At 65.2% G+C, this 21002-nt stretch carries 17 protein-coding genes; 8 read left to right on the top strand and 9 right to left on the bottom strand.

The annotated features are described in order from the left end of the window. Nucleotides 1–108: 108 nt before the first annotated feature. Nucleotides 109–954 (top strand): oxidoreductase, encoded by an 846-nt coding sequence (locus OXQ33_RS04190; protein WP_267433423.1) that lies wholly within the window; start codon nt 109–111, stop codon nt 952–954. Nucleotides 955–982: 28 nt separating this feature from the next. Here the strand turns inward: OXQ33_RS04190 and OXQ33_RS04185 are convergent, their stop codons facing one another. The 3 genes from OXQ33_RS04185 to OXQ33_RS04175 are packed head-to-tail and all read right to left on the bottom strand — an operon-like array spanning nt 983 to nt 3667. Beyond that, on the bottom strand, nt 983–1708 hold the full coding sequence (locus OXQ33_RS04185) for an NTP transferase domain-containing protein (RefSeq protein WP_267433422.1): 726 nt from the start codon (nt 1706–1708) through the stop codon (nt 983–985). A gap of 1 nt (nt 1709) precedes the next feature. Continuing rightward, the gene (locus tag OXQ33_RS04180) at nt 1710–2801 is read right to left on the bottom strand and encodes an inositol-3-phosphate synthase (RefSeq protein WP_267433421.1); all 1092 of its coding nucleotides are present in this window, start codon (nt 2799–2801) and stop codon (nt 1710–1712) included. Then, nucleotides 2798–3667 (bottom strand): CDP-alcohol phosphatidyltransferase family protein, encoded by an 870-nt coding sequence (locus tag OXQ33_RS04175; RefSeq protein WP_267433420.1) that lies wholly within the window; start codon nt 3665–3667, stop codon nt 2798–2800. The genes OXQ33_RS04180 and OXQ33_RS04175 overlap by 4 nt, the downstream gene beginning before the upstream one ends. A 216-nt stretch (nt 3668–3883) precedes the next feature. Between OXQ33_RS04175 and OXQ33_RS04170 the strand changes: the two genes are divergently transcribed. Continuing rightward, complete coding sequence (locus OXQ33_RS04170; RefSeq protein WP_267433471.1) at nt 3884–5461, top strand: amidase; 1578 nt, start codon at nt 3884–3886, stop codon at nt 5459–5461. A 52-nt stretch (nt 5462–5513) separates the two neighbouring features. Here OXQ33_RS04170 and OXQ33_RS04165 read toward each other — a convergent pair whose 3' ends face one another. Together OXQ33_RS04165 and OXQ33_RS04160 are read right to left on the bottom strand one after the other, a co-directional pair. Then, nucleotides 5514–8660, bottom strand: coding sequence for a TonB-dependent receptor (locus OXQ33_RS04165; RefSeq protein WP_267433419.1), 3147 nt, complete (start codon nt 8658–8660; stop codon nt 5514–5516). A gap of 526 nt (nt 8661–9186) precedes the next feature. After that, entirely contained in the window at nt 9187–11280 is a 2094-nt protein-coding gene (locus tag OXQ33_RS04160) for an alpha-glucuronidase family glycosyl hydrolase (protein WP_267433418.1), read from the bottom strand. A gap of 115 nt (nt 11281–11395) precedes the next feature. Here OXQ33_RS04160 and OXQ33_RS04155 point away from each other — a divergent pair, with 115 nt between their 5' ends. From OXQ33_RS04155 to OXQ33_RS04145, 3 genes are read left to right on the top strand one after another with little or no spacing between them, the layout of a single operon-like run. Beyond that, nucleotides 11396–11533 carry a hypothetical protein gene (locus OXQ33_RS04155; protein ID WP_267433417.1) on the top strand — a complete coding sequence of 46 codons (138 nt, stop codon included), beginning with the start codon at nt 11396–11398 and terminating at the stop codon, nt 11531–11533. A 10-nt stretch (nt 11534–11543) separates the two neighbouring features. Next, entirely contained in the window at nt 11544–12755 is a 1212-nt protein-coding gene (gene manD, locus OXQ33_RS04150) for a D-mannonate dehydratase ManD (protein WP_267433416.1), read from the top strand. Nucleotide 12756: 1 nt separating this feature from the next. After that, nucleotides 12757–14073: an MFS transporter gene (locus OXQ33_RS04145; RefSeq protein WP_267433415.1), complete on the top strand. Its 1317-nt coding sequence runs from the start codon at nt 12757–12759 to the stop codon at nt 14071–14073. Nucleotides 14074–14122: 49 nt separating this feature from the next. Here OXQ33_RS04145 and OXQ33_RS04140 read toward each other — a convergent pair whose 3' ends face one another. Beyond that, a complete protein-coding gene (locus OXQ33_RS04140; protein WP_267433414.1) occupies nt 14123–16306 on the bottom strand; it encodes a catalase in 2184 nt (727 codons plus the stop codon). Nucleotides 16307–16422: 116 nt separating this feature from the next. Further along, nucleotides 16423–17484, bottom strand: a complete 1062-nt coding sequence (locus OXQ33_RS04135; protein ID WP_267433413.1) for an SDR family oxidoreductase — start codon at nt 17482–17484, stop codon at nt 16423–16425. A 91-nt stretch (nt 17485–17575) separates the two neighbouring features. Here OXQ33_RS04135 and OXQ33_RS04130 point away from each other — a divergent pair, with 91 nt between their 5' ends. After that, the gene (locus OXQ33_RS04130) at nt 17576–17956 is read left to right on the top strand and encodes a helix-turn-helix domain-containing protein (protein ID WP_267433412.1); all 381 of its coding nucleotides are present in this window, start codon (nt 17576–17578) and stop codon (nt 17954–17956) included. Here the strand turns inward: OXQ33_RS04130 and OXQ33_RS04125 are convergent. Further along, nucleotides 17942–18862: a Gfo/Idh/MocA family oxidoreductase gene (locus OXQ33_RS04125; protein WP_267433411.1), complete on the bottom strand. Its 921-nt coding sequence runs from the start codon at nt 18860–18862 to the stop codon at nt 17942–17944. The genes OXQ33_RS04130 and OXQ33_RS04125 overlap by 15 nt on opposite strands. A gap of 62 nt (nt 18863–18924) precedes the next feature. Here OXQ33_RS04125 and OXQ33_RS04120 point away from each other — a divergent pair, with 62 nt between their 5' ends. Together OXQ33_RS04120 and OXQ33_RS04115 are read left to right on the top strand one after the other, a co-directional pair. Further along, on the top strand, nt 18925–19497 hold the full coding sequence (locus tag OXQ33_RS04120) for a sigma-70 family RNA polymerase sigma factor (protein WP_267433410.1): 573 nt from the start codon (nt 18925–18927) through the stop codon (nt 19495–19497). Then, nucleotides 19487–20164: an anti-sigma factor gene (locus OXQ33_RS04115; protein ID WP_267433409.1), complete on the top strand. Its 678-nt coding sequence runs from the start codon at nt 19487–19489 to the stop codon at nt 20162–20164. The genes OXQ33_RS04120 and OXQ33_RS04115 overlap by 11 nt, the downstream gene beginning before the upstream one ends. 1 nt (nt 20165) lies before the next feature. Here OXQ33_RS04115 and OXQ33_RS04110 read toward each other — a convergent pair whose 3' ends face one another. Beyond that, a complete protein-coding gene (locus OXQ33_RS04110; RefSeq protein WP_267433408.1) occupies nt 20166–20975 on the bottom strand; it encodes a transporter in 810 nt (269 codons plus the stop codon). Between the last annotated feature and the right edge of the window lie 27 nt (nt 20976–21002).

Below are 21002 nucleotides of genomic sequence, written 5' to 3'. Positions count from 1 at the left end.
GTCGGTCCGCTCGTCGCAGGGCGGCGTGGCTGATGGCGAAAAGTCGAAGCGAGCCGGAACATTAGCGCCGCGCATGGCTTGGCGGTCCGAACATCGAAAGGCTGATCCATGTCCTCGTCCACACCGATCTGGTTCATCACGGGCTGCTCGACCGGCTTCGGTCGCGAACTGGCGAAGCTGGTCCTGACGCAGGGAGCGCGGGCGGTCGTCACGGCGCGGCGGATCGGCGACGTGGCGGACATCGTGGAGGGGTATGAGGAGACGGCGCTGGCGCTGGAACTCGATGTGACGAACGACGAACAGATCACGGCGGCGGTGAAGGCGGCACAGGAGCGCTTCGGCGGCATCGATGTGCTGGTGAACAATGCGGGCTATGGCTATCAGAGCACGATCGAGGAAGGCGATGACGACGCGATCCGCAGGCAGTTCGATGTCAACGTCTTCGGCCTGTTCGCCCTGACCCGTGCCGTCCTGCCCATCATGCGGGCTGCGCGCCGGGGGCATGTCATCAACATCACGTCGGTGGCGGGGCTGATCGGTTATCCGGGCTCAGGCTATTACGCGGCGTCGAAACATGCGGTGGAGGGCTGGTCCGATGCGCTCACGGTCGAAGTCCAGCCGCTGGGCATTCATGTGACCTGTGTCGAGCCCGGCCCCTTTCGGACCGACTGGGCGGGACGTTCGCTCCAACAGACGCCCAATCGGATCGCGGACTATGCCGAGACGGCGGGTAAAAGGCTGGCGAGCACGCGGGACATCAGCGGCTCTCAAGCGGGCGACCCGGTTCGCGCGGCTGAGGCAATGATCGCGATCACCCGGCAGGAAAAGCCGCCCCGCCATCTGGTGCTGGGCCGCTGGGGCTTCGACGCGGTCACCGAGCGGCTGAAGCAACGTCATGCCGAGATCGAAGCGAACCGCGACCTCAGCCTGGGTGCCGATTTTCCGGAAAGCTGAGGCTTGGGCGGTCAAGGGCGCCGGGGCGTCATGCCGCGCGGCGGCTGGCCGGGGTCCCACTATGAAGCCAGGCCTCCGCCTTGGCCAGGGCGGGCTGGTCGTCCACGTCGATCCAGTCGACATCGCTGCAATCCAGCGTCCGGGCCGTCCCGCGCTCGGCCAAGACACGCATTCCTTCGGTCAGCGAGGGGGCATCGAGCCCGTGGAGAGCGTCGAACAGGCTGGGCCCGATGGCGAAGACGCCGGTGTCGAAACAGTCATAGTCGCCCAAGCCCTTGCCGATCGCGACGATCCGCTCGCCCTGCGTTCGGACGCAGGTGACGTCCTCCAGATCGACCCAGTCGCTGTCGATCCGACGATCGATCGCCAGCCGGGCCCCACCGCCCGAACCCGCTTCGGCGGTTCGCCGATAGAGTTGGGGATCGGCAAGGTGGTCGCACATGGCGAGCAGCGCATCCCGGCCAGCGAGCCGAGGTTCGGCCGCGAGCAACGATACGCCGTTGGGCTTGCGATAATCCGCCACCCGCACCGTCTCCACGGAGATCGGCCAGTTTCCGGTGGCGAGGTGGCGCTCGATGCTCTCCTCACCATAGCCGAGCACCACCACCGCGCGCCGCAATCCCGCTATTGCTAGCCCGTGCAGCGCATGGTCGATCAGCGCCCGGCCGCCCACATGGCACAGTGGCTTGTACGGGGCGGCGGAGCGCAGGCGGCTGCCTTCGCCCGCCGCCAGCAGGATCGCGGTGTCGATCATCTTATTGGATCGTGATGAAGTCTTCGACCGCCTGCGCGGCGAGATCGTCGGTCATCTGGGTGCGGGGGTGCTTGCAGAAATAGGCCGATGCCGCATCGATCGGACCGGCCAGGCCGCGATCCTTGGCCAGCTTGGCGCAACGGATCATGTCGATGGCGACGCCCGCGCTGTTCGGGCTGTCCTCGACCGAGAGGCGGAGTTCGAGGTTCATCGGCACGCCGCCGAACATCGACCCTTCCATGCGCAGGAAGCAGACCTTGTTGTCGTTCTGCCACGGCACATAGTCCGAGGGGCCGATATGGACATTCTCGTCGTCCAGACGCTCGGCGGCGACCGACTGAACCGCTTCGGTCTTCGAAATCTTCTTCGAGGCGAGGCGGCGATGGTTCGACATGTTGAGGAAGTCGGTATTGCCGCCGGTGTTCAACTGATAGGTGCGCTCCAGCTTGACGCCGCGCTTGGCGAACAGGTCGGTCAGCACGCGGTGGACGATGGTCGCGCCCAACTGCGCCTTGATGTCGTCGCCGATGATCGGCACGCCCGCCGCCTCGAATTTTGCCGCCCATTCGGGGTTGCTGGCGATGAAGACGGGGATGTTGTTGACGAAGGCGACGCCAGCTTCCAGGGCGCATTCGGCGTAGAATTCGCTCGCCTTCTGGCTGCCGACCGGCAGGTAGTTCATCAGCACGTCGGTGTTGGACTCGCGCAGCGCGGCGACGACCTCTTCCTTGGTCGGCTCGGGCGCATCGGCGAGCATGAAGGTGCGGTCGTCCTGATATTCGGACATGTGCTCGGCCACGCCGTCCAGGATCTTGCCCATGCGCACGGTCGCACCGGTCGTCTCGATCGTTTCGCAGAAGATGGCGGTGCAGTTGGGCTTGGCGAAGATCGCCTCGGCCACGTCCTTGCCGACCTTGCGCGTGTCGACGTCCCAGGCCGCGACGACCTTGATATCGCTGGGCCGGTAGCCGCCCAGGTCCCAGTGCATCAGGCCGATCGTATCATTCGCCCCGTCGCGATAGTGCGACAGTCCCTGGACCAGTGAGCTGGCGCAATTGCCGACGCCGACCACAGCGATATTGATGCTCGTCATTGGGTGTTCATATCCTTCGAGTGGATCAGGTTTTGTTGATGGAAAGGGGTGTCGGAACGGATCAGGCGGCGCTCCACCTGGCGGTGCCAGACCAGCCCGATGAGCAGGATCACCGTCAGCGGCCCGATTTCGACCCACCAGAACCAGCGGGGATCGCCCGCCAGACAGGCCAGGAAGATAGTATAGACGCGTACATTGGCGCTCAGCAGGCTCATCAACCGCATCGGCGGGACGGCCGCGACGCCATAGGTGGTGGCGAGCGACATGGGATCGCTCTGGCGCCCCAACGCCACGTCGAAGCGTCCGGCGAAGCGTTCCAGCGTGCCCGCGACCCAGTCATAACAGCGCACCAGCGGGTTGCGGCTGAGCGGCAAGGCGGCGGGGGCGGTCAGCCCCTTGCATCGGCGGTGGAAGCGCGCCCGCTCGCTTTCATAATAATTGGACTGGACCGCATGGGCCGCCCCGGCGGCGATCGCGAGCAGCCAGCCGCCCGTCGTTCCGATCGACCAGGCCAGAACGATATAGATCAGCGCGAAGACGCCATGGTCGCACAGTCCGTCCAGCGCCCGGCCCAGCGGACTGGCGGTGCCGGTCGCGCGGGCGATCATGCCGTCCAGCCCGTCGGCGATCAGCCAGCAGATGGAGAGGATCAGGCCGAGCAGGACGAAACGCCAATCCTGCCACTGGGCATAGCTGAGCGCCGCCAAGGCGCCTAGGAGCAAGCCGCCGCCCGACACCATATTGGCCGATATTCGCCGGGCGACGAACCAAGGCAGCAGCAAATCGGCCGCTGGGTGTACGATCCAGAGATTGGTCGGATCCTCGATCCGGCGATCCCGCGACCGGTCCGGTGGAGGACGTGTCATACACATGTCACATACAGCGCCTCCGCGAGGTCCGGCAAGCGATTTGCCTGCACTTCCAATAAAAAGACCGCCTGCGTCGCTTTTCAGGCGCGCGATGGCGCCGAGGGACGTCCAGCGCCATCCGCCAAGCTCGCTTTCGTGAAGGCCGCGAACAATCAACGACTTGTGCGAGGTGCCGTCGCCGTTAGCTTGGGCGGCGGACAAAGGGGGACGATGATGCGCGACTTCATGCTCGGACTAGCGATCACGGCTTCGGTCCTGGCTCAGCCCGCGGCGGCGCGGCAGGTGAAGGTCGAAGAGGTATCGATCGACCAGTTGCAGGCGATGATGGCCAAGGGGCAGGCGAGCAGCGCCGATATCACACGAGCCTATCTGGCCCGGATCGCGGCGATGGATCGCAAAGGCCCGACCTTGCGCAGCGTCATCGCGCTCAACCCCGATGCCGTGGCGCAGGCCCGCAAACTCGACGAGGAACGACGGCGCGGCCGGGTTCGCGGACCGCTTCATGGCATTCCGATCCTGATCAAGGACAATATCGAGACCGCCGACCGGGTCGCGACGACGGCGGGCAGCCTTGCCCTGGCCGACAACGTCACCGGCCGCGATGCGCCGGTGGTCGCGCTGCTGCGGCGGGCGGGGGCGGTCATCCTGGGCAAGACGAACCTGTCGGAATGGGCCAATATCCGCTCGACCCATTCGATGAGCGGTTGGAGCGCGGTCGGCGGGCTGGTGCGTAACCCCTATGCGCTCGATCGTACCGCCTGTGGCTCGTCGTCGGGTTCGGGGGCTGCCGTTGCGGCGAGCTTCGCGGCGACCGCGGTCGGGACCGAGACCGATGGATCGGTGGTCTGCCCCTCATCGGTCAACGGCCTGGTCGGGTTCAAGCCCTCGATCGGCCTGGTCAGTCGCACCCATGTCGTGCCGATCAGCCATAGCCAGGATACGCCGGGCCCCATGGGGCGCAGCGTTCGTGATGTCGCGACGATGCTGTCGGCCATGGTGGGCCGCGATCCCGCCGATCCGGCGACGGCGAAGGCCATGGCCCGCGACTATACGACGGGCCTGTCGACCAGCGCCTTGTCGGGAATGCGGGTCGGGGTGATCCGGCCAAAGTCGATGTCGGCCCCTTTACGGGAGCGATATGATCAGGCGCTGGATACGCTCAGGTCGGCGGGTGCCATTCTGGTCGATGTGACGGTGCCCGAACTGAAGGGGCTGGGCGATGCCGAACAGACCGTGCTGATGACCGAGTTGAAGGCCGATCTCGACGCCTATCTCGCCACCACGCCCGCCGCCGTGAAGACACGGACGCTCGATCAGGTCATCGCCTTCAATCGCGAACACGCGGCCGAGGAAATGCCCTTCTTCGCACAGGAATTGTTCGAGCAGGCGGTAAAGACGAAGGGCTTGAACGATCCCGCCTATCTCGAAGCCCGGCGGACATCCCTGCGGCTGGCGGGCGAGGACGGCATCGACGCGATGTTGAAGACGGCGCGTGTGCAGGTGCTGGTCGAGCCTACCTATGGCGCGGCATGGCTGAGCGATCCGATCCAGGGCGATCAGTATGACGGACCCTCGGCCTCCGAACTGCCGGCGGTGGCGGGCTATCCGCATTTGACCGTACCGATGGGGCTGGTTCGGGGAATGCCGGTCGGCCTGTCCTTCATCGCGACCCGAGATGCCGACGCGGTAGTGCTGGGGGCTGGCTATGCCTATGAACAGCGTGCCGGGGCCCGGCAGGCGCCGCGCTATCTGCCGCAGGCCGATGTGGGGAACGGGTTGGACGGACGGTAAGAAAAAGGCCCCGGCGGAAACCGGGGCCTTTCTCGTTCGGTGCGAGGCGAAGTTAGAAGGTTCCGCGCAGGCCGATCAGGAACTGGCGACCGGGCTTGTACTGGGTGAAGGTCGCATTCTCGAACTGGAAATAGGACCGCAGCGTCGCGTTGGTGAAGTTGGCGACGTTGATGGTCAGCTGCGGCGCGCCGGGGATACCGAAAATCTTGTCGAGGTCGAACGCCGACGAGAAGTCGTAGGTGGTATAGTCGGTCCCGAACAGCGCGGCGGCGGGAATGCCGTTCTGCGCCGCGCCACTGTTCTGCGATCCCTGACGCGAGGTGGTGGCGACGCGCAGCATCACGCCGTTCTTCTCGTAATAACCGGTGATGTTGTAGGTGAACGGCGCGACGCCGAAGGCGATGGCCGGGCCGTCGCTGCGCTGGTCGACGATCGTCGCGTTGGCGTTGAAGCCGAAGCCGGTGATGCCGATCGCGCGGGTCAGGAAGTCGAGCGGCTGGACCCACTGGAATTCCAGGCCGTTGATCGTCAGCTTGTTGGGGACGTTGACCTGCGACGTGACCTGGACCTGCGCCTGGCTGGGCCCGCCGCGTGCGTTGATCGCGATCTGCTGCGTCGGGTTCAGCGTGTCATAGGTGATGCCGTACTGCGCCAGGTTGGAGAAGGGCACCGTGTTGATCGCGGTCGTCGTGAAACCCTCGATCGACTTGCGGAAGGCGTTGAAGCTGATCACGCCTTCCCGACCGGTATAATATTCGAATCCCAGGTCGAGATTGGTCGACAGATAGGGCGCCAGCGCCGGGTTGCCGATCGACGCCTGATCTGCCGAGGGCGCGCCGAAATTGACGCCCGGAAGCTGAGCCGAAGGATCGGGCCGGGTCATGGTGCGCGATCCGGCGACGCGGACCACCGCATGCTCGCCGACATCATAGGCGAAGGTCGCGGCGGGCAGCCATTCGGAATAGACGTTGCGCGTCTGGGCGATGTTGACGATGTTCGGATAGCGGCTGCCATCCGGAAGCGATCCGCCACCCGCCGGCGCGTTGCGCGGATCGGGCAGAGAGACGCGGCCCGAGATGGTCTGGATGGTGTTGACGTAGCGCAGGCCGACATTGAAGCGCAGCGTGTTGCCGCCCAGGTCCTGCGCGCCGTTCAGGGTCGCGAAGGCCGACTTGACGACTTCGCGGATGAAGCCGCCGCTGGCCCCGGTGTTCGCACCCCCGCTCTCCGGCGCGGTGTCATGGAAATACTGGTAGTTGCTGGCGGCGGCGAAGGCGGGCCAGTCGACCGTCACGAACCCGGCGCGGCCCGGCTTCAGATAGCTGGGGGCGGCGCTGTTGGGGATCAGCGATCCGCCATAGCTGACCGGGCCGCTCATGCCCGCGCTGAAGCCGGTGCCATAACCCGGATAGGTCGGGTAACCGGCGGGCGCCGCGCCGGGGGCGTTCAGTCCTTCGCACGGCGGCTGCGAATTGGGCGAGGGGACGGCGACGTTGGGATTGTTGCCGCACACCGCATTCTGCCAGAACTGGCTGTTGTCGAAACCGCGGATCTGGCGCGACGTGTTGTCATAGGCACCACCCACCTTCAGGTTCAGCGCGGTGTCACCCCAGGTCAGATCGCCCCGGAACCCCTTGTTGATGTTGAGGCGGCGTTCGTCCTGGAGATTGACGCGGCTGCCCGCATACCAGCCGAAATTCTTCGGATCGTTGAGGTCCAGCGCGCTGGTGATGGTCGGCAGGCCGCCATCGTTCGAATAGGTGACGGTATTGCCGACGCCCAGCGGCGTGGTCATGCCGACGGTCGGGCTCTCGCGGTGGAAGGTCGAGCGCGCGTAATTGCCCTGGAAGTTGAGCTTGAGCTTGTCGGCGATCTCCCACTCGCCGCCGGGATTGACGCTCCAGAGATGCGTCGTCTCGGTATAGGGGCGGAATTCGTTGAAGAACTGGACATTGGCGAAGGTGCCGCCGGTGACCGTGCAGCCCGCGCTGCAATCCGCCTTGTCGAAGGTCAGGTTGGTGGGAATGATCGCGCCGTTGCGCACGATCCACGCCATGTTCTCACGGGTCAGCTCGTTCTTCTTGTAGCCATAGAGCCCGTCGACATAGAAGTGAAGGGTATCGGTCGGGCGATATTCCGCGCTGACGATCGCGTTGACGCGGTCGCGCGGACCCCGGATGCTGGTGAAGCGACCGAGACGCGGCAACAGGCCGTTGTCGATCTGCTGGATCGTCGCGCCGGGATTGTTGGCCAGCAGGAAGGCGCGGTCGATCGTCGTGCCAGGGACCAGCCCGGCCCCGGCTCCGTTGGGAACCACCGCCGGTATCGTCCAGTTGCCGCCGCCGGTGCTGTTGCATCCGCTCGTCGCGCCGCACTGCGCGGCGGTCAGCGCGGGGTTGGTGTAGCCGATCGTCTCATACCCGCGCGTATCGGTGAAGATGCGCTGCGCCGAGACGCCGGCCAGGATGCCGAACGTATCGTTGCGCCAACTGCCGATCAGCGATCCGCGTGCGCCGATCCGGTCTTCCGGCGTCTGCTTGGTGCCTTGGATATTATAGGCCAGGAACGGGCCGTTGCGATCGAACGGCCGGGCGGAGCGCAGGTCGATATTGCCCGCCGCGCCGCCTTCCAGAAGGTCGGCGGTGTAGCTCTTGTTCACGGTCAGCTTGGTGAACAAGTCGGTCGGGAAGAAGCTGAGGTCGACCGAGCGGTCGGTGCCCTGCGCATCGGTCGCGCCCGACGAAGCGACGGCGATCGGCGCGCCGTTCAGCGTGACGTTGGTGAAGTTCGAGCCGAGCCCGCGAATGGCGACGTTGGTGCCTTCGCCGGTCACGTCGCGGGTGATGGTCACGCCGGGAATGCGGTTGAAGGATTCCGCGATGTTCGTGTCGGGGAACTTGCCGATATCCTCAGCGAAGATCGAGTCGGTGAAGCCGGTCGACGCGCGCTTGGCATTGGTCGACTTGGCAAGGCTGGAACGATAGCCGGTGACGACGATATCCTCACTCGGCGTGCCCTGGGTCTGGTCGGTCTGCGGCGCCGGCGGCGTCGAGGGGCCATTGTCCTGGCCATCGGCCGGAACCTGTTCCTGGGGAGGGGGAACCGCCTGGGCGAGCGCCGTGGAGGCAGTCATCGCGCCGACCGCCGTGGCGCACAGAAGCGTCAGGCGGCACAGGCGGATGTTGGGCGTGGATTTCATGTCAGGTCCTCTCTGTCGGCCCGCTGCCGTTCGTCGCGGCATGCGGGGGCATTCATGTGATGATGATGGCGGAAGCGCCTCAGTCAGGCGGAATAGGAAGGGTGCCGTCGATGGGGTATGCTGCATCGGGCAGCGGCGAAGAAGCCGCAGGTCTCCACCGCGCCGAGCGCCATGTCCGACGAAGCCGGAGATGCTATTGCCATGGAAACCATTCCGCTTCCCCTCATGACCGTCTGACGCGGTTTTATTGATAGCGCTATCGATATGCCTATCGGTCAGGAAGTCAAATGCAAATTGGTTAGGCCGGAATGAATGACGGCAAATTCATCATCAGCGGTGAGGATAGCCTTCATTAGAGCCAACCCAGCTCCTTCCGGTGCCAGAAGCGTCCCTTACCTCGGCGTTCGAATCGAAATGAAAAATCGGACGGACCAAAATGCAATCGTTGGTCATTTGAACCAGCATGGAGAATCGTCCGACCAACTCGAGCGAGGGAGCGGTCGGTCGGCCGTCCATAGCCCCATCTCTAATGAGCTTGGCCCGGCGCATAGGGGAATTGCTGCGCCTTGTACCACGCCAGATCATGCTCGGGCGGCCGAACGCCTGAGGGGAGTGGGCGATGGTTGACCGACATCCAATAGGCCAGGCTCGCATCCCGCCACCAGCGCGCCTCGCGCTCCTGCACGGCCAGATAGGTCGCGGTCTTCTGCCAGCGCTCCGCATCGATCCGGTCGCGCAGGCTGTCCCACTGCCGCTGCATCTGCTCGACATAGGCGACGCCCCGATCATAACGCGCGACCAGGTTGGTCCATAGGGTCTGTCCGTCGGCCATGCGCCGGTCCCATGACACGTGATGGAACCAGAGGAGCATCGACTCCGGCGTCGTCTCCGGCTTGGCGAATGCCTTGGCGACGGGGCCGGCATATTGGCCGACCGCGTTGCTGCCCGATACGGTCCGGTCGAAGCCGATCCCGGCGGCGTCGGCCCGGTGGTAATAGACGGGATTCCATTCCGGCCGCGCCAGCTCGGACACCCAGGGGCCGGGTCCGTAATGGTGGCCGGTCGCCATCAGATGCGCCAGCCCGAAGGCGCCGGTATAGTCGACGACCGCTTCGCGCGATCCCATCATCATGGCAGTGATCGTGTCGACGATCTGCGGATCGGTGCCGAAGGTCTGCGCGACCCAGGCGCGGGCGATCGCCTCCGCCGACAGGTCGGGGTCCCAGGCAAGGCGGCCGAAGGCATACCAATTGGCCTGGTTGAACGTCGATCCGCTCCAGTCCCGGTCACGCCCGATATTCGCGACACCCGCCATGCCGGACAGCTTGTGGTGCTCGGCCTGCCCGTCGACGACATCGGCCACCGTCTCACCCGACTTCTGCCCGGTCCGGGCGTCGAGCGTCTCGGTAAAGAGCGGGCCGAGATAGGCGAGGTGGGTCGCGAAGCCGAGATACTCCTTGGTGATCTGGAACTCGATCATCAGGGGCGTGCGCGGCATCGCGCCGAACAGGGGGTGGAAAGGCTCGCGCGGCTGGAAATCGATCGCGCCGTTCTTGACCTGAACGAGCACATTGTCGGCGAACTTGCCGTCCAGGGGCTTGAATCCGGTATAGGCCTGCTTGGCGCGATCCTCGGGGTCGGTCTCGGCATAGACGAAGGCCCGCCACATTACGATGCCGCCATGGTCGCGCACGGCGGCGGCGAGCATGTTCGCGCCGTCGGCATGGGTGGCGCCATAATCGCGCGGACCCGGCTGGCCTTCGCTATTGGCCTTGACCAGAAAGCCGCCGAAGTCGGGAATGGCGCGGTAGATTTCGTCCGCCTTGGCCTTCCACCAGGCGGCGACCGCCGGATCGCGCGGGTCGGCGGTCTTCAGTCCTCCGAGTTCGATCGGCGCTGAGAAGCGCACCGACAGGTAGACGCGGATACCCCATGGCCGGAACACCTCCGCCAGCGCCGCCGCCTTGGCGATATAGGCGGGCGTCAGGCTATCGGCCTTGGCGTTGACGTTGTTGAGGACCGTGCCGTTGATCCCGATCGACGCATTGGCGCGGGCATAGTCGGTATAGCGCGGATCACGAAAGTCCGGGAGTGTCCACCAATCCCAGAGCGATTGCCCGGCATAACCACGCTCCACCGATCCATCCAGATTGTCCCAATGGTTGAGGACGCGCAGTTTCACCTTAGGGCTGGAACGGAGCGAAAGGGCGTCAGCTTTGCCGCCCGCCGCAAGATGGCGGATGAGCGCGAACGCCCCGTACAGGACGCCGCGGTCGCTATTGCCCGCGATGAGGAGGACCCGCTGCCCGTCCAGTGTCACATTGCGAATCAGATAGCCCTCATCGCCTAAATCCTCGGCGGCGAGGTGCAGCGGCTGAAGACCGGGTGCGGAGGTGGTGGCGATGACGATGGGTGGCGTAACGGCCGAAATGTCGCGGCGAAGCTCCGACTCCGCCAGGCGGAGGGTGGGGGTGTCGCCTAACCGCTTTATATTTATCTGTCCGACCGATGAGGCGGCCGTGCGCAGCCAAAGGGCGTAACCGTCATCCGCGTGCGCTGAAATCGGCAGTATTGCCAGCGGGATAGACAGCGCTCCCAGCAATAGGCGTATCCGGTTCATGCCATTCTCTCCCGCTGCACCGCCGATTGACAAGCTGGCGCTTGATCATCACGGTACCGCTATCAGACCAATTGGCAAGTCGATTGAACGACTTTTGGACAGAGGAGAGGGTGTGATGGCCCATAAATCGGACCTGCCCCACCGGGTGGCGGCGATGAACGCCCCCGCGCATGCCCTTAGCGCACCATCCGCCAATGGGTTTCTCGATGCCGTTTGCGGCGACGCCATAGTCGTCGTCATCGATATCGCCTGAAGGACCGTTCATGCCCAAAATCGTCGCCGCCCGCCTGATCGTGACCTCGCCGGGGCGCAATTTCGTCACGCTGAAGATCGAATGCGACGATGGCACCACCGGCCTGGGCGACGCGACGCTCAACGGTCGTGAACTCGCCGTGGCCAGCTATCTCCAGGATCATGTCATTCCCTGCCTGATCGGTCGCGACGCGCATCGGATCGAGGATATCTGGCAGTATCTCTATAAGGGCGCCTATTGGCGGCGCGGCCCGGTGACGATGACGGCGATCGCGGCGGTCGACATGGCGCTGTGGGATATCAAGGGCAAGCTCGCCGGAATGCCCGTCTACCAACTGCTCGGCGGCGCATCGCGCGAGGCGTGCCTCGTCTATTGCCACGCCAACGGCACTACCATCGAGGATACGATCGCCACCGCGATCCGCCACCGGGACGAGGGCTATCGCGCGATCCGTCTGCAATGTGGGGTGCCGGGGCTCGCATCGACCTATGGCGTCGCCAAGGCGGGGCAGCGTTACGAGCCGGCCGATGCCGATCTGCCGAGCGAGAGCGTCTGGTCGACCGAGAAATATCTGCGGATCGTACCCGAACTGTTCGCCGCCGCGCGTGAGGCGTTGGGTTGGGACGTGCATCTGCTCCACGATGTCCACCACCGGCTGACCCCGATCGAGGCCGGGCGACTGGGCAAGGACCTGGAGCCCTATCGCCCGTTCTGGATCGAGGACGCGACCCCTGCCGAAAATCAGGACGCCTTCCGCCTGATCCGCCAGCATACCACCACGCCGATCGCGGTGGGCGAGGTGTTCAATTCGATCTGGGACGCCAAGCATCTGATCGAGAACCAACTGATCGACTATATCCGCGCGACCGTCGTCCATGCGGGGGGGCTGACCCATTTGCGGCGGATCGCCGCACTGGCCGATCTCTATCAGGTCCGCACCGGCTGTCACGGCGCGACCGACCTGTCGCCCGTCACGATGGCGGCGGCGCTGCACTTCGGCCTGTCCGTGCCCAATTTCGGCATTCAGGAACATATGCCCCATACCGAGGAGACGGATGCGGTCTTCCCGCATCATTACCGGTTCGAGGACGGCATGATGCACCCGGGCGACGCGCCGGGCCTGGGGGTCGAGATCGACGAGGAATTGGCGGCGACCTATCCCTATAAGCGCGCCTATCTGCCGGTGAACCGCCTGGAAGACGGCACGCTGTGGAGTTGGTGATATGAGCGACCTGACCCAGGCGGCCGAGACCGCGCCGGACACCGCCGCCCACGCCGTACCGCCGCCGCGCGGTCGGGTGCGATGGGTGATTTGCGGCCTGCTCTTCGCGGCGGTGGTGCTCAGCTATATCGACCGGTTGGTGCTGGGGGTGCTCAAGCCGCAGCTGACCGTGCTCTATGGCTGGACCAATAGCGGCTATGGCGACGTCACGGGCTATTTCCAGGTCGCCTATGGCTTCGGCTTCCTGTTGTTCGGCTGGCTGATCGACCGGACCGGGCCGCGTGCGGGCTATCTGGTGGCGATGGGGGCGTGGACGGTCGGGCATTTCGCCCAGACGCTGGTCACCTCGACCACCGGTTTCGCCATCGCGCGCATTCCGCTGGCCTTTGGCGAGGCGGGCACCTTTCCCTCCGCGCTGGCCGCCGCGTCGCAATGGTTTCCCAAGAAGGAACGGGCCTTTGCGATCGGTATCTTCAATGCCGGGGCGAATGTGGGGGCGGTGGTCACGCCGCTGCTGATCGGTTTCCTGATTGCCGATCTGGTGCTCGACTGGCGCTGGGCGTTCGTCATCACCGGCTTGTTCAACCTCGTCTGGCTGACCGCGTGGTGGCGGCTCTATCATCCGCCGCACGCCCATCCGCGAATCACGCCCGAGGAACGCGCCTGGATCGAGGCGGAGCCGGTCGAGACCACGGGCCGCGCGGGGTTCCTGACCGTCACGCGGCATCGCGAGGCCTGGTCTTATATGACAGGGCGCTTCCTGATCGATCCGGTGTGGTGGACGTTCCTCTTCTGGCTGCCGGACTTCTTCCACAGCCGCTATGGATACGACCTGAAGAGCTTCGGGCCGCCTCTGGTGGCGATCTACATCATGGCCGATGTCGGGGCGATCGTCGGCGGCTGGTATTCCTCACGCCTGCTCAAGCAGGGGATCGCGACCGGTCGGGCGCGCAAGCGGGCGATGTTCGTCTGTGCCCTGTTCGCGCTGCCGGTGATGTTCGCCGCACAGGCCAGCAGCATCTGGATCGCGGTGGCGATGATCGGTCTGGCCTGTGCCGCGCACCAGGGGTTTTCGACCAATCTCTTCGCACTGCCGGGCGATCAATTCCCGCGTTATGCCCAAGGGACGCTGATCGGGCTGGGCGGTTTCGCCGGGGCGACGGGCGGGTTCATCGCGTCGAAGGCGCTGGGCGTCCTGCTCGACCGGGTGGGCAGCTATCAGCCCTTCTTCATCGCGTGCGGCGTCGCCTATCTGGTCGCGCTGCTGATCTTCCATCTGCTCAACCCGCGCTACCGGGACGTGCGGATCGCGACATAAGGAAGGACAGGATCCCGGCGGCGGGCCGGGATCCTGTCCTGAGCGAACGTCAGGCGCTGACGTTCAGCGACGCGGCGTCTAGATCGACTTCCAGCTCACGCGGCCAGAAGCGCAACTCGCCGCATTTCGCGACGAACGCCTTGGCCTCCTTCGCCTTGCCGAGCGCGATGAAGCCCTCGTCGCGGTCCGTCACACCGGCGGCCTGGAACAGCGCCTCTGCATCGGCACTGTGACCGATGAACTTGCAATGCGCGAAGGCATCCGCGACGAAGTCCTTGGCGGTCGCATCCTTGGCCAGCATCGCCACTCCCGCGGAGGACGGCAAGACCGCCACCGCATCGTAAAGCACCGAGGGGCCGCCATCGATCTTCTGCTTGGCCGCGACCCTGGTCCCGTCATCCAGCGTCACGCCGCCGATCTTGGGTGCCACGACCTCCCACAGGCCACCCACGGCGTCGAGCGCCTTGGTCAGCCCGGCGAAGAGCTCTGCACTCGACCCATCGGTCAGCAAGATACCCATCTTGCGCCCCTTGAAGTCCTTCGGACCGTTGGCGACGATGCTCAGCTTGGGCGATGGCGAGAGTTCGAGCGTGGGCTTGGCCGCCTTGGCGGGTTCGGGCAGATCGAGCCCCAGGCCATCCGCCACCGTCGCTGCCAGACCTTCGTCGATCAGTCGCAGGTGGGAGACGGCACGGGCGCGGATATCGACGCGCTCGACCTTCGACAGCTCGAACACCAGCGCATCGCCGATATGCTTCTGTTCGATCGGCAACTGGCTGACAAGGAACTGACGCGCCTGGCTATAGTGGTCGGAGAAGGTCTCCGCCCGGATGCGCTGCTTGGTACCCTGCACCTCGGCGGGGTAGCTGCGATAGCCGATGGTCGGATTTTCCCGCGGACCGCCGTCCGGACCCCAGCTATTGGGCTCGTAATTGGCGCGTCCCTTGGGGTTGTGCATCGCCATATGGCCGTCCTGCTGGAAATTCATCACCGGACAGCGCGGCGCGTTGACCGGGATATGGGTGAAGTTCGGCCCGCCCAGCCGCTTCAATTGCGTGTCGAGATAGGAGAAGTTACGCCCGTGCAGCAGCGGATCGTCGGAGAAGTCGATGCCCGGCACGACATTCTGGGTACAGAAGGCGACCTGTTCGGTGCTGGCGAAGAAATTGTCGACATTGCGGTTGAGGGTCAGCGTCCCGATGATGCGGACGGGAACATCCTCTTCCGGGATCAGCTTGGTGGAGTCGAGATGGTCGAAGGGCAGCTTGTCGGCCGTTTCCTGATCGAACAGCTGCACGCCCAGATCCCATTGCGGGAAGTCGCCGCCCTCGATCGCCTGCCACAGGTCGCGGCGGTGGAAATCGGGATCGGCGCCGTTGATCTTGACCGCCTCGTTCCACAGGACCGATTGCAGCCCCTGGCGCGGTTTCCAGTGGAATTTGACGAAGGTCGACTTGCCCTCTGCGTTGACCAAGCGGAAGCTGTGGACGCCGAAGCCCTCCATGGTGCGGAACGAGCGGGGGATCGTCCGATCGGACATCTGCCACATCACCATGTGCCACGCCTCGGGGCTGAGGCTCGCAAAGTCCCAGTAATTGTCATGCGCCGACTGCGCCTGCGGAAAGGCGCGGTCGGGTTCCTGCTTCACGGCATGGACGAGATCGGGAAACTTGATCGGGTCCTGGATGAAGAACACCGGGATATTGTTGCCGACGATATCCCAGTTGCCCTGCTTCGTGTAGAATTTGACGGCAAAGCCTCGCACGTCGCGGGCGAGGTCCATCGATCCCTTGTTGCCCGCCACGGTCGAGAAGCGGACGAAGACCTCGGTCTGCTGCCCCACCTCGCTCAGCACATCGGCGCGGGTATAGTCGGCCAGGCTGTCGGTAAGCTCGAACACACCGTGCGCGCCGTAACCGCGCGCGTGGACGACGCGTTCGGGAATGCGCTCATGATCGAAGTGGAAGATCTTCTCGCGCAGGATGAAGTCTTCGAGCAGCGTCGGGCCGCGTTCACCGGCGCGCAGGCTGTTCTGATCATCGGCAATCGGCACGCCCTGCTGCGTGGTCATCGTCCGTGCCGGGTCCTCGGTCGTCTGATGCGTCTCCCCGCCATGACCCTGGGGTTCGGCGTAATGGGTCGGCATCTCGGCGCCGGCGGGGAGGGGCGGGGCCTTGGCGGGCGTTTCGCCCTTGAGCTTTCCGGCATCGCCCTTGCTGCTTTTAGTCGCCATGTTGCTCTCTTTCGCTATTGATCGGGGTCATCCCGTCAACGCGCGAACCCCCACTTCGCCCGACAATTAAATGATTGATATGCGTCAAGTCGGGTTAGGCAGTGGACCGGGATGGTTCAGGGGATCAGGCGATCCTGGCGGAGTTGCTCGAACAGGGCGTAGAACGCATCGTCGGTCGGTCGATAATCGATGAAGCCCAGCCGACGGCTCTTGCTCATGTCGGTCACCACCTCGATCGGGCGGCCGAGGTCCGCGTCGGTGTGCCATGGCGAGGCCAGCCGGTTGAGATCCGTCTCGACCAGCCCCTCACGCTCGGCGATCCGACGCCAGAGTGCCGCCTCGTCCGCCATCTGCTGTTCCAGAGGACGGACCGTGCCGTCGAAGGGGGCAGGCGTCACCCCGAACCACTCGGCGATACGGCCCCACATCCATTGCCAGCGAAAGACATCGCCGTTGACGACATTGAAGGCTTCGTCATGCGCTGCTTCCGTCTCGGTCGCCCAGAGGAGATGGCGGGCGAGCTGTTCGGCGTCGGTCATGTCGGTCAGCCCGGACCACTGCGCTGCGGAGCCCGGAAAGGTGAAGGGCCGCCCCGTCTCGCGGCACAGCGTCGCATAGACGGCGAGCGTCGTCCCCATGTTCATCGCATTGCCCACAGCCAGCCCGATCACCGTATGGGGCCGGTGGACGCTCCAGGTGAAACCGTCGCGGGCGGCGGCGGCGAAGACCTCATCCTCCTGCGCATAGTAGAAGTTCTCGACGTCCAGCCGGCCCTGCTCCTCGCGGAAAGGCGTCTGCGGCAACGTGCCCTTCCCATAGGCTTCGAACGGGCCGAGATAATGCTTGAGCCCGGTGACCAGCGCGACATGGCGCGGCCCCTTGGGCTTGGGGAGGCCGTCGAGCAGGTTGCGGACCATTGCGCCATTCACGCGGATATTCTCCGCCTCGCTGTCCTGGCGCAGCCATGTGGTGATGAAGACGGCGTCGGGGTTCAGGACACGTAACGCCTCGGCCGTGGCGGTCGCATCCTGCAGGTCGGCCGCGACCGGACGGACGCCGTTCTGTTCGCGAGGGCGACGGGCGAGGCCATGAACGTCCCAACCCTGTTCCACGAGCAGTTTCGCCGTCGCGCTGCCCACGATACCGCTCGCGCCCACCACCAATGCCGTTTTCGTCATGAAGAACTCCTTGTCACCGGGGAGTTAGGCATGGCTGGACAGAGGTTCCAGAAGGCACCATCTGGTGCCCTGGGTACCAGGGAGTAACCATGTGAAGCCAGGCACGGCGGACGACGAATGGCGGGAAGACTGCGCGCCCCGGCGCGTCCTGGAACTTTTCGCCACCAAATGGACGAGCATGGTGCTGCACACCCTCCATGCCCGTCATCAGGGCGCGGCGCGGACCGGCGTATTGCTCCGCAGCCTGCCGGGTATCTCCAAGAAGATGCTCACCCAGACCGTCCGCGACATGGAGACGAGTGGCCTGATCAGCCGCCATGTCCAAAGCGCGATCCCGCCGATGGTCGAATATCGTCTGACGGAACTGGGCCGACGCTTCGTGGAGCCGGTCGAACTTCTGTACGGCTGGGGCCGGGACAATGCCGACGCGTTGGACCGGTTATTACCGCGCCCCGGTTCACGACGCGGTTAACGGCCTTTCGATCGAACGCTCGGCATGCAGCGTCACGGCTTCGCATAGGGTGTGGGTGGCGATGATCGCATCCGCCTGGGTTCGGCCACCGTCGCGTACGGCCGTCAGGAAGGCGGTGCACATCGCCTCGAATCCCCGCTGTTGCCCGACCGGCGTCCAGTCCCCCCGGCGATGGCGGCACTCGGTGCCGTCCATATGGACCTGCTCGGAAATGTTGAGAACGGAGCGCCGCATGCCGTTCCCCATCACATCCAGCCGCTCTTCGTTCAGCCCGCTGTCCCGGTGCATGGTCCCGATCGCGGTGAAGTCCCGACCCGCCAGCATCAGGGTGACCGCCGTCAGCATTCCGCGCTCCACCTGAGTTTCGATGGACTGACGCTCCACCACCCCCGGCGCCAGGAAGAGAAGCGTGTCGATGACATGGATGAAGTCGTCGAAGATCACGCGGCGTGGCGTGTCGGGCTGTCGATGGCGGTGCTTTTCCATGACGATCAGGTTCGCCGCCGATCCCCGAAGCGCGGCATAGCTGGGGGCGAAGCGTCGGTTGAAGCCGACGGTCAGTAACGTCTGCTGTCGCTGAGACAGGGCCACCAGTTGCTCGACCTCCGCTAGATTGTCCGTAAGCGGCTTGTCCACGAACGTCGGGATGCGACGCTCCAGCAATGTGCGTACCAATGCGGGATGCGCTTCGGTTGCGGCGTGAACGAAGGCGGCGTCGAAGTCCGCGCCATCGATCGCATCCGCAAGGCTGTGATGCATGGATGCGGCGTGGAAGGCCTGGGCCGCATGGTGGAGCGCCTGCGCGTTGCGGCTCACCAGATGCAGTTCGATGTCGGGCCGGGTGCCCAATATAGGCAGATAGGCCTTGCGCGCGATATCGCCCAGACCGATGACCAGCACGCGCATTTCCATCTCCCTCGCCATCATGACGGATTGCGCCACCTATCGCGAATGTCTACCAAATTCGGGTGCATCCTGTCCCATCCGATCCCGTCGAGGCGCGCGTCAAATTGTGCGACGCGCTGGGGCGTATCGGGTCAGAGGACCGGGATGCGCTGAGCGACCTTTACCGGATGACATCGGCCAGGCTGTTCGGCATCTGCCTGCGCATTTGCGGTGATCGCAGCGCGGCCGAGGATGTCCTTCACGATGTCTATGCGACGATCTGGAAAAGGGCCGGGGCCTATGAGCCAGGGCCCGCAAGCCCGATGGCCTGGCTGGCGACGATCGCGCGCAACCGTTCGATCGATTGGGTCCGGGCGCGGCGCAAACGTCCCACGTCGCCGATCGATGAGGCGGCGGAGATCGCGGATGAGACACCCGACCAGTCCCTGACCGCCGAGCGGACCGAAACCGCACGGCGCCTGCACGAATGCCTGGAGGCGCTGGAGGGGCGGCAAAGGGACGCCATCCGAACCGCCTTTTTCGATGGCAAGACCTATGCCGAACTGGCCGATGCCAAGGGAGTGCCGCTCAGTACGATGAAGAGCTGGGTCCGGCGCGGGCTGATGCAGTTGCGGGGGTGCGTCGGTGACGACTGAGCCCGATCCCGACATGATGGCCGCCGAACTGGTGCTCGGTCTGCTCGACGGCGAGGAGCGGGCGGCGGCGCTTCGTCGCGTCCTATCGGATCGCGATTTCGCGCGGGAGGTCGATTGGTGGCGTCGTCATTTCGATGAGCTGTTCGACGAGTATCGCCCGGTCGCGGCACCGCATGACATCGTCGATCGGATCGTGGCACCGCCGCCTTCCGCCTCACGGGCCCCGCTATGGGCGGCGGTCGCCGGGGCGGTGGCGATCGCGGCGGTCCTGCTGCTTCTCGTACTCCAGCGGCCGGAGCCGGCGTCGCTGCCCCGGCCCGAGGCTCCATCCTCGAACGTCATGATCGCCGCGCTGGCGCCCAGCGACAAGCGCCTCACCCCGATCGGTGCAACGGTCGATGCGGATCGGGGCGAGATCCGTGTCGCCGCGACCGAACTGGCCCCGCAGGACAGGGCGGCACAGCTCTGGATCATTCGGGATGGCACGCCATATTCGCTAGGGCTGCTGAACCGGGCGGGAGCGACGCGGATCGCACTTCCCAGCGGCGAGCGGGCGAACCTTCGGAGCGGGGCCGTGCTGGCCATCTCGATCGAGCCGCCGGGCGGATCACCCAAGCCGGTGCCGACCGGCCCGGTCGTCGCCACCGGCACGCTCGCAGCGACCTGATCTAGAAGAGCAGCGCCCCGCCGGTGACAAGGCGCAGGCCGGGTGAAGCGTGATTGAGGCCCGCGACGGCCAGAACGTCCAGCTGCATGACCTTTGTCGGTCGCCACGCGGCGGACAGCGCGGCCAGCGCCATCGTATCGTGCTGATCGGGTTCGTTGTCGCGTTCCAGCGATAGCTCGGCGGTCGCGGTGACCTTTTCGGTGAATTTGTAACGCAGCCCGGTGATCTCGCTATAGGCCAGGTGCCGACCCATTCCCGACTGATTCGCGGCGGCATCCGCCTCGCCGGTCAAAGCGACGGCGAGTTTCTCGGTCAGGTCATATTGGACCGGAATGATGACGCCGGTCGACCAAGTCCCCGCACCAACGGGATAGCGGCCGGTAGGGGCGGTGACATAGGCCTGGACACCGGCGGAAAAGGCCTTGCCCTTTTGCCCGGCCAGATGCTGGCGGATCGCGAAGGTCAGATCGCCCGTGCCGGTCACGGTATCGATGCTGCCATCGGCCTTGTCCCGCGTGCGATCGCGCCCATAACCGACCCAGTCGAGTTGCAGCTCGGTATTCTTGCCGACGCCGACACGGGTCAGGATATCGGCGGTGACGATCCGGTCCTCCCGCTGATCGGGTTGATCGTCGCGTTGCCAGTCCAGGGTCGAAACCTCGACATGGACGCGTCCGGGTTCGGTGGTGCAACTGGAGCCGCCGATACTGGGGCGGGTCGGGCAGAAGCGGGGCTCGTCATCCTCGGCGCACACGGGCGTTGCGGCGAGGATCGCCATGACGCCGGCCGCCGCCATCATCGTACGTGCCACCCGCATCATCTTCCCCCCAACCATTTG

Source organism: Sphingomonas sp. GM_Shp_1, assembly GCF_026540895.1.
Lineage (GTDB): Bacteria > Pseudomonadota > Alphaproteobacteria > Sphingomonadales > Sphingomonadaceae > Sphingomonas.
The sequence above is the reverse complement of the archived record's forward strand: the minus strand, read 5'-3'. Positions and strand labels throughout refer to the sequence as shown.